Genomic DNA, 8,176 nt, shown 5'->3' on the forward strand with positions numbered 1-8,176 from the left:
CTTTCTGGCGCAGCAGTTGCAAAGCCTGATCCCGCGCGATCGTGGCCAAGTCCTCCAGGATTGACCCAAAACCTTGTAGGAGCCGAGCTTGCTCGCGATGGCGGCATCACATTCACCATTGATGGTGACTGACCTGACGCCATCGCGAGCAAGCTCGGCTCCTACAAGGTTTTGGGTCAATCCTGGAGGACTTGGCCACGATCGCGCGGGATCAGGCTTTGCAACTGCTGCGCCAGAAAGTTCGCATCGAACGCGAACGTGTCCGGGTCTTTCAGCCCATTGGTCTTGCGCCACTGCCAGCTATTCGACGGCGGCATGCACACCAGCGAAACACTGCCATAGCGCGCAGCCGTCAGCCCCATCACCGCCAAGGAAATCTGGCCACCCGCGCCCATCACGTCCGGCACGAACTCCACCGGCTTGCCAGCAATGACAATGGACAGTTTCTCGGTCTTGAACGTCGACGTCTCGACTGGCACGCTCGGCCCTGAAGCGACATACGCCTCACGGCTCACCTCCAGCAGATTCGGCGCCTGGACCGGTTCCAGCCACTGCTGGATCTGATCGAACAGCTCACCAATACGCGTCGCCCAAACAGCAGATTGCGACTCAAACGTCTGCTTCTTGTGCGCTTCGCTTTCTGCGTAGTGGCGAAGCATCTCACCCAGTTGTTGTACGTCGTCCATTGCGGTGTTCCTTTGGTTGGAGCGGTGCTGCGGACTTTCATCATGGCAGATGACAGCCGAGGGCGTACGACAAAGCTGCCAGGTGGGTGTGCCGTTGTTTGCTGCGAGCCAAAACGACGAACGGCTGCCTTTTTGGGGGTAATCCTCTTCTACCTGTCAGTGATGACAGTAGCCGACACACATCTGTCAGGTGTTTGATGATCCGGCACACGACATAACGAGAAAGCCAGGTGCCGTCAGGCAAGGATCGCAACTCATGAACAACCAGATTCTAAAGATAGACAAGGTGATCATTCCGCTGATAACGAAGCCGGTCATTCATACCGACAATCCCGAGGGTGGCATCGGGCTTTCCCTTGCCACACCGGATGGCGTTCAAGTAGTGATCGACCCGTGGTTGAACATGAGCGAATACGACACCGCAGAATTGTTGCTTAACAACTTGAACCCGGCCGTCGCCTCCAAAACCATTCAACCGGGTGAGGAAAACAAAAGGTTCTCGATCAATCTGCCAGGCGAGTTCCTAAAGAACGGTATCAACCGTATTCGCTTGAGGGTCAAACGTTTCAGTCAGGACCCGGAAACCTCGGAGGACCTGGTCGTTCTCTTTAACACGCCTCGCCCCGGTGGCGAAGTGTCGGGAACCGGGGACAATCCCTACCTGGTCATGACACTTCCCGCTGATGTCATCGCCAAAGGACTGGATGCTGTTCGGGTTGCCGAAGGTGTAGAGGTCAAACTCAATTACCCTTACATGCGAGCGCACGACAAAATCACCCTCGATTGTGATGGCCACACAGTCCTGCATACGGTGACCTCTGCACAAGCAACTGCCGAAACAATCGTATTAAAGCTTTTTGCGGACGCATTCAGAAATGATAACCCTCGATTTGCCATGCGTTTCAGGGGCGTTGATCAAATCGGAAACCCAACCGGTCCACGGGCGAACTGGTCGCCCACCACTCACATTGACGTGCACATCAAGAGACCGGTTCTGGATCTGATACGACCCAAAGTACTTGAAGCACTGGGGAGCAACGGGACGGTGCTGACGTTTGACGGCATGTATTCGCAGACGCATGCCAGAGTGCAAGTCGCCTATACCGGATCGTTCAYGGGGCACACCGTAAAAGTATATTGGGTGGGACGAAACAGCACCTATGGCAGCGAGATTCAAACGATAGCGCAGCCTGGGCAAACCCTGACGTTCCTGATTCATCGGTTGGACGTCATCGACTGCATTGGCAGCGGTGCCAAGGTGTATTACACAGTCAAACATTCCGGCATTCCAGAACCGATCGAATCGCGCGCGCTGAACCTGACGGTTATCCCGCAGAGATTCGAACTGCGTGAGCCCACACTGTCTTTAGATAAGCGCATGGCCACAGTCAGTTATGTCGGGATGTCCCCCGGCTATTCAGTGCGCATTGCCTGGCATGGACAAGTTATTCGCTATGGACCAGAAGTCGATATCAACAATACCTCACAGATGCAACTTTCTATTGACCCTGCGTGGATAGTCGAAAGTAAAGGCTTACCCGTAAAACTCAACTACACGATTTTACGTACCAACAGTGGCGAGCACCTGATGTTTTCCTGGCTACTGCGCCTGCAACTGTAAATGCGCCCGATAATGAATTGTCACCACGCTGTTCCTTCACCCGGAATAGTCCTGGCTATTTGAAAAAAATCGTACTTCAAGCCGAAAATGATGCTTTTCGCCGCTTTAAACAACGACTGGATGAACAGTGGAGCACTGCCTCATAAAAAACATAGTGTTTGCCCTACTTATCGCGCTCGTATTTGGCTGTACCCAGATTGACCGGCAGTCCACGCCGGGAGTCCATACAACCGGCAACGTACATGCCGCCATGACGGCCCGGAAGTTGCCGGCTTGCTCACCGAACTTTATGGTCGAACGTTCATTAACTGTAATAACTCGGTGACTGCACCGGCCTTCTTGTGTTCAGGCACCAGATGACCCTCCTCTGATCCTTCAATCATTACCCGCCGTGTAGCACCCGCTTTTAGGGCTTTATGGAAATAATCGCACCACTCTCTGGCGTCATCTACCTAAAACAAAGGACACTCCCATCTCACAGAATGGGAGAGCATGATGCGCACCATCGGCCTTATCGGCGGCATGAGCTGGGAGTCCAGTGCCGAATATTATCGCCTCATCAACCAGCAGGTTCGTGACCGGCTCGGGCCGTTGCGTTCGGCGCAGTTGCTTATGTTCAGCGTCGACTTCGGGCCTGTCGAACAGGCCCAGCATGCCGGGCGCTGGGACGATGCAGCGGCGATCCTGGTGGATGCGGCGCGGCGATTGGAAGCTGGCGGCGCCGAGTGTGTGGTGCTGTGTACGAACACCATGCACAAGGTGGCCGGGCAGATTCAGGCCGCGATCACTATTCCGTTCCTGCACATCGCCGACCCGACCGGTCAGGCAGCCGTGGATGCCGGTGTGTTGAAGGTCGGTTTGCTCGGAACCGCGTTTACCATGGAACAGGACTTTCTCAAGGATCGTCTGAACGCGATGGGTTTGACCGTGCTGGTGCCGCAAGCCGAGGAACGCCAGGCGGTGCACCGGATCATCTACGACGAGTTGTGTGTCGGGGTGATCAGCGAGGCGTCGCGCAAGGTGTATCAGCAGGTGATCGAGTCACTGACCCAGCGCGGCGCCCAGGCGATCATCCTCGGCTGCACGGAAATCGGCATGCTGATCAAACCCGAACACAGCGCCCTGCCCTTGCTCGACACCACTGAACTGCATGCGCAGGCAGCGGTGGCGTTCGCACTGGGCGACTGAGTCAATCGGCGTTAAGCGTGCGACGCAGACGCGCCATGCTCAAGGTATCGACCAGCCGGCCGTCACGCACGGCGTAATCGCGAAACAGGCCTTCGGTCTCGAAACCGAACTTTCTGTAGAGGCCGACGGCCGCTTCGTTGTCGGCGTACACCGAAAGCTCCACGCGTTGCAGGTTCATCCAGTTGTCGGCGATATCCAGCGCCGCTGCCAGCAATGTCGAGCCCACGCCTTTGCCCTGCCACGCCACCGCGACGCCCATACCGAGATTGCCGGCATGGCTGCGGCGGATCCGCGAGAACTGCTCCAGRCCAATGTTGCCATATCAGAGATTTCGGGGATGCTTCGCAGCCCAACGGGGGCAAGCCCCCTCACCACAGGGCTCACTCCTAGAGTTTGTCCGCGTTCAATTCTCGAACCACTCCCGCCGTTCATTGAAGGTGTTATGGATCAGCTCCACAATCATCTGCACGTCGGCCTGCCCTTGGGATTGGGCATTCACCGCCATCCACACCTGACGCTGCATCCGCTGATCGAACAATCCCGGCAAAGCAATCAGCCCGCGATCGAATCGGCTGATATAACGGGGTAACAGCCCGATGCAGGCGCTGCAACGGATCATCTCCAGCATCAGCGCATAGGCATGCAGTTGCACCACGCCGGCCAGACGATGATCCACCACGCTGTTCCACGGCCGAAAACTCTCGACCTGACGATCGTGCTGCCATTGCACCAGCATGAAGTCAGCCAGGTCGTCGAGGCTGTCCGGTCGTGCGGCGACCCTCGAATAGCGTTTTGCGATGTGCGGCAGATACTCCAAATGCGCCAGACGCTGCGGTTCGCTCGCTGCAAAACTTGGCCCCGGCAGTGGCGAATCGGTGCCGGCCAGCCACAGCACCACATCGGCGCTGACCGCTTGCAGGCTCAGCTCACTGTCGAGGGTGATGATGTCCAGGCGCACGCTGGCGTTACGACGCAACAACGCGATCAGGTCACGACCGAGAATGTCGTGCAGGATCGACTCGGCCACCGCCAGGCGAATCAGCGGTTGCTCGATCACCGGCGCATCGCGCTCATGGGCTAAAGCGATCAGTTGCGCCTGAAGCGCCAACCCTTCACGACTCAGGGCCAGGCCATTGTCGTGATGATTGAACAGCGAACAATGCAATTGCGCCTCAAGCTGCGCCAGGTGTTTGCGTAACTGGGTGGATTTGATATTTAGGCTGCGAGCGGCCTGCATGAAGCACCCACAACGGGCGCTCACCCGGAAGGACTGCACCAGTACCGGATCGAGACTGGCCGCAAAAGTAGACTCCATGAGTGACATCAATGACTCCTTGTCGACCTATCCTTGAAAACCTCATCCTGCGCAGGGTTTATGAAACTGATGTGACACTCGAGGCGAAAAATCGATTCAGCCGCCAGGCGTTTGCCGAAAACTCACCGCGAGGCGATTCCAGCTATTGATGGTGGTCACGGCAATCGTCAAATCGACCAACTCTGATTCGCTGAATTGCTCGCGCGCCCCTGCGTAAACGTCATCCGGCACATGGCTTTTGGAGAGCAGCGTCACAGCTTCAGTCCAGGCCAACGCAGCGCGCTCGCGAGGGTTGAAAAAGCCGCTGTCGCGCCACACGACGATCGAGTACAGGCGCCGGTCGGTCTCGCCGAGGCGCCGCGCGTCCACCGAATGCATGTCGGTGCAGAAAGCGCAGCCGTTGAGTTGGGAAGCGCGGATCTTGATCAGGTGCAGCAGCGCGGGTTCGATACTGAGGTTGCTGGTCAAGGTTTCCATGGCAATCATCGCTTTCATCGCTTTAGGCGAAGCGCTGTAGTAATCCAGGCGGGAACTCATGGGGCGACCTCGGGAATCGAGTAGAGACCACCACGTTAGGCGCTGATGCACGCACGTTACAGGGCCAATTCAACGAAAAAACCAGGGACCATTCAACAACAGACCAATCCGCGGTATTTGGCCCACGCAACTTCTGCACAGCCGCTCATGCGGGTAATCTGGCGCGACGCACACGCGCCTCAACCGCTGCAGGAGCCTTGTCGGTATGGAACTTCATGTTGTCATCAATGGCCGCAAGGACCTGGCAGGCCAGTTGTACAACCAACTGCGCAGCGCCATCGAATCCGGGCGCCTGGCCGCCGGGACACAACTGCCGCCCAGCCGCTTGCTCGCCGAACAACTGGGGATTTCGCGCAAGACCATTTCCGACACGTACTCGCAACTGACCTACGAAAACTTCCTCACCGGCGTTATTGGCAAAGGCACCTACGTGAATGCCCGGCCGTCCAAAATCACCCGTAAACAAAGCCATTCCGAGCTGGCGAGTTTTGAGGTCATTGAATCCTGGCGCAATCTGCCGGTGTTCCTGCGTCACCCGACGCTCGAAGGGTCGTTGCGCTATGACTTCATTGGCGGCGCCGTCAGCAAGGGGCAGTTTCCGCAGGATGACTGGCGTCGCTGCACGTCCCACGCCTTGCGCCAGATGTCCGGTTCAAAAGGTCTCTACAGCCTGCCCGAAGGCCTGCCGGCGCTGCGCAATGCCATCGCCCGGCACATTGCATTTTCGCGCGGGGTCATTTGCCAGGACGAAGACGTGGTGGTGTGCAACGGCGCGCAACAGGCGCTGGATCTGATTTCGCGGGTGATGACCCGCCCCGGCAGCATCGTCGCCATGGAAGACCCCGGCTACCCGCCGGCACGCCTGTTGTTTGGCTCGCACGGCGCCACGGTGATCGGTGTGCCGGTGGATGCCGAAGGCATTCAGGTGGACAAAATCCCCCTCGGCACGCGGCTGATCTACGTCACACCGTCCCATCAGTTCCCGCTCGGCCTGCCGATGAGCCAGGAACGGCGGATGGCGCTGCTGGAGCGGGCTTATGAACTGGGCGCGATCATCATCGAGGACGATTACGACAGCGAGTTTCGCTACGAAGGCCGCCCTGCCGATTCGCTGCAAAGCATGGATGAACGCGGGATCGTTGCCTACGTCGGGACTTTTTCGAAAACCCTGCTGCCGGAATTGCGCCTCGGCTATGGGATTTTGCCGCCGGCGATTCTCGAAGCGGTGATTCGCGCCAAGCAACTCACCGACCTGCACACCTCCACACTGGCGCAGTGGGCGCTGGCCAAATTCATTGCCGAAGGCTGCCTGCTCAAGCACATCCGCCGCTGCCACACGATCTATGCCGGGCGTCGCGAACGGATTCTGGCGCGCATGGCGGGCGATCTTTCACCATGGTTCGAGCCGGTGCCCTCCACGGCCGGGTTCCACCTGGTGGTGATGTGCAAAGTGCCTATCGATCTTGTCTTGGTGATCGAATTGGCCAAAAAGGTCGAAGTCGGGCTCTATTCCATCGAGGCCTTTTACTTCCAGCAAGCACCGCAGGCCGGGCTGTTGCTGGGTTTTGGCGCGATTGAAACCCTGGACATCGACACCGCTCTGGACCGTTTGCGCGACATTTTGCAGCAAGTAGCCTGACGGATTGGTCTGCGGCTTTACCGGGCATTTGGCTATTGGCGGTCCGGGACAGCAGGCCTATCCTGCCTAAGCGTTATCCCTCAATGAGCAGGATTCGTCCGGCCTGATTCAGGAGTGTGAGCAATGTCCAACGAAGTGAGCAATACCGTAGAGGTACAGGCCGCCGCTGGCCGCTCGGATGAACTGGGTAAGCAACTGCAAAAGATTGTCGAAACCCTGCGCGAACTACCGGGCTGCGATTCCTACATGGTCGACCGCTGCCCCGAGGACACCAACCGCTGGACCGTCAGCGCCCACTGGCAATCGGAAGCGGCCATGCAGCAGCATTTCAATTGCCCTGAGGTCCAGGGTTTTATCGGCCTGATCGACAACCAATTGGCGAATGCCGTGGATTTCAACAGCTTCCCGATTCGCTAAAGCACCCTGTAGCAGCTGTCGAGCCTGCGAGGCTGCGTCCGGCTGCGAAGCAGTCGTAAACCCTGAGTACACGGTTATCCTTGATACACCGCACAACCCGATTTCACGACGGCTTCGCMGCCGRACGCAGCCTCGCGTTGCTCGACAGCTGCTACGACAATTGCAGGGTTGCATTGGCCCCCTCAGCTTCCCGAATATTGGCTGTTTGATTGCCCTGTCCTGCGGACTATCGTTGCTCCTGACGATAACCACCGCAGGTAATAATCCATGAAAGCTTTGCGTTTCCTTGCTGCACCGCTCGCGGCCTTGGCCCTGAGCGTTTCGGCTGCTGCCATTGCTCATGAAGGCCCATCTGAAAAGGTCACGGTGCTGCAGGATCAGATGCTGAAAAACGTACCCGGCAAAAAAGCATTGATGATCGAAGTCGATTACGAGCCCGGGCAATTGTCCATTGCCCACAAGCACGAAGGCACCGCCATGGCCTACGTGATATCGGGGGAGATTGTTTCCCAGGTCAAGGGTGAACAACCCATCACCTACAAGGCCGGCCAATACTGGTATGAACCGGCGGGATCTGAACACCTGATGTCAAAAAACGCCAGCGCAACCAAGCCTGCAAAACTGCTGGTGTTTATGGTGTTGTCGCCGGACGAAAAAGTGCTGATCCCGCTGGAAAATTGATGCCGTTACGTCCAGCCATATCAGCCGGAAGATGTATTAAAGCTGATGACCCCATCGCGAGCAGGCTCGCTCCCACAGTTGAAATGCATTCC

Annotated in this window: 8 protein-coding genes and 1 pseudogene; 5 read left to right on the top strand and 4 right to left on the bottom strand. The window is 57.5% G+C overall.

Annotated elements, in window-relative coordinates; translation table 11 throughout:
- Positions 1-176 precede the first annotated feature (176 nt).
- A complete protein-coding gene (locus AC1DRJ_RS14760) occupies positions 177-686 on the bottom strand; it encodes a hypothetical protein (RefSeq protein ID WP_477802810.1) in 510 nt (169 codons plus the stop codon).
- 256 nt (positions 687-942) lie between these two features.
- Between AC1DRJ_RS14760 and AC1DRJ_RS14765 the strand changes: the two genes are divergently transcribed.
- Together AC1DRJ_RS14765 and AC1DRJ_RS14770 are read left to right on the top strand one after the other, a co-directional pair.
- Positions 943-2,307, top strand: coding sequence for a hypothetical protein (locus AC1DRJ_RS14765; protein ID WP_477802811.1), 1,365 nt, complete (start codon positions 943-945; stop codon positions 2,305-2,307).
- Positions 2,308-2,802: 495 nt separating this feature from the next.
- The gene (locus AC1DRJ_RS14770; RefSeq protein ID WP_477802817.1) at positions 2,803-3,495 is read left to right on the top strand and encodes an aspartate/glutamate racemase family protein; all 693 of its coding nucleotides are present in this window, start codon (positions 2,803-2,805) and stop codon (positions 3,493-3,495) included.
- Position 3,496: 1 nt separating this feature from the next.
- Here the strand turns inward: AC1DRJ_RS14770 and AC1DRJ_RS14775 are convergent.
- From AC1DRJ_RS14775 to AC1DRJ_RS14785, 3 genes and pseudogenes are all read right to left on the bottom strand, one after another.
- A pseudogene (locus AC1DRJ_RS14775) lies at positions 3,497-3,814 on the bottom strand (GNAT family N-acetyltransferase); the annotation flags it as partial.
- Between the two features lie 84 nt (positions 3,815-3,898).
- A complete protein-coding gene (locus AC1DRJ_RS14780; RefSeq protein ID WP_477802812.1) occupies positions 3,899-4,819 on the bottom strand; it encodes a LysR family transcriptional regulator in 921 nt (306 codons plus the stop codon).
- A gap of 87 nt (positions 4,820-4,906) precedes the next feature.
- Complete coding sequence (locus tag AC1DRJ_RS14785) at positions 4,907-5,347, bottom strand: carboxymuconolactone decarboxylase family protein (RefSeq protein ID WP_477802813.1); 441 nt, start codon at positions 5,345-5,347, stop codon at positions 4,907-4,909.
- A gap of 205 nt (positions 5,348-5,552) precedes the next feature.
- Between AC1DRJ_RS14785 and pdxR the strand changes: the two genes are divergently transcribed.
- The 3 genes from pdxR to AC1DRJ_RS14800 all read left to right on the top strand — a co-directional run bounded on the left by pdxR (position 5,553) and on the right by AC1DRJ_RS14800 (position 8,084).
- Entirely contained in the window at positions 5,553-6,986 is a 1,434-nt protein-coding gene (pdxR, locus tag AC1DRJ_RS14790) for a MocR-like pyridoxine biosynthesis transcription factor PdxR (protein ID WP_477802814.1), read from the top strand.
- 123 nt (positions 6,987-7,109) lie between these two features.
- Positions 7,110-7,403, top strand: a complete 294-nt coding sequence (locus AC1DRJ_RS14795) for a putative quinol monooxygenase (protein ID WP_477802815.1) — start codon at positions 7,110-7,112, stop codon at positions 7,401-7,403.
- Between the two features lie 267 nt (positions 7,404-7,670).
- Positions 7,671-8,084, top strand: a complete 414-nt coding sequence (locus AC1DRJ_RS14800) for a cupin domain-containing protein (RefSeq protein WP_477802816.1) — start codon at positions 7,671-7,673, stop codon at positions 8,082-8,084.
- Positions 8,085-8,176: the final 92 nt, after the last annotated feature.

This window comes from Pseudomonas sp. P5_B2, assembly GCF_056400445.1.

Coding starts and splice junctions, on each gene's coding strand:
- AC1DRJ_RS14760 (WP_477802810.1), bottom strand. CDS start 686: ATGGACGACGTACAACAACTGGGTGAGATGCTTCGCCACTACGCAGAA.
- AC1DRJ_RS14770 (WP_477802817.1), top strand. CDS start 2,803: ATGCGCACCATCGGCCTTATCGGCGGCATGAGCTGGGAGTCCAGTGCC.
- AC1DRJ_RS14780 (WP_477802812.1), bottom strand. CDS start 4,819: ATGTCACTCATGGAGTCTACTTTTGCGGCCAGTCTCGATCCGGTACTG.
- AC1DRJ_RS14785 (WP_477802813.1), bottom strand. CDS start 5,347: ATGAGTTCCCGCCTGGATTACTACAGCGCTTCGCCTAAAGCGATGAAA.
- pdxR (WP_477802814.1), top strand. CDS start 5,553: ATGGAACTTCATGTTGTCATCAATGGCCGCAAGGACCTGGCAGGCCAG.
- AC1DRJ_RS14795 (WP_477802815.1), top strand. CDS start 7,110: ATGTCCAACGAAGTGAGCAATACCGTAGAGGTACAGGCCGCCGCTGGC.
- AC1DRJ_RS14800 (WP_477802816.1), top strand. CDS start 7,671: ATGAAAGCTTTGCGTTTCCTTGCTGCACCGCTCGCGGCCTTGGCCCTG.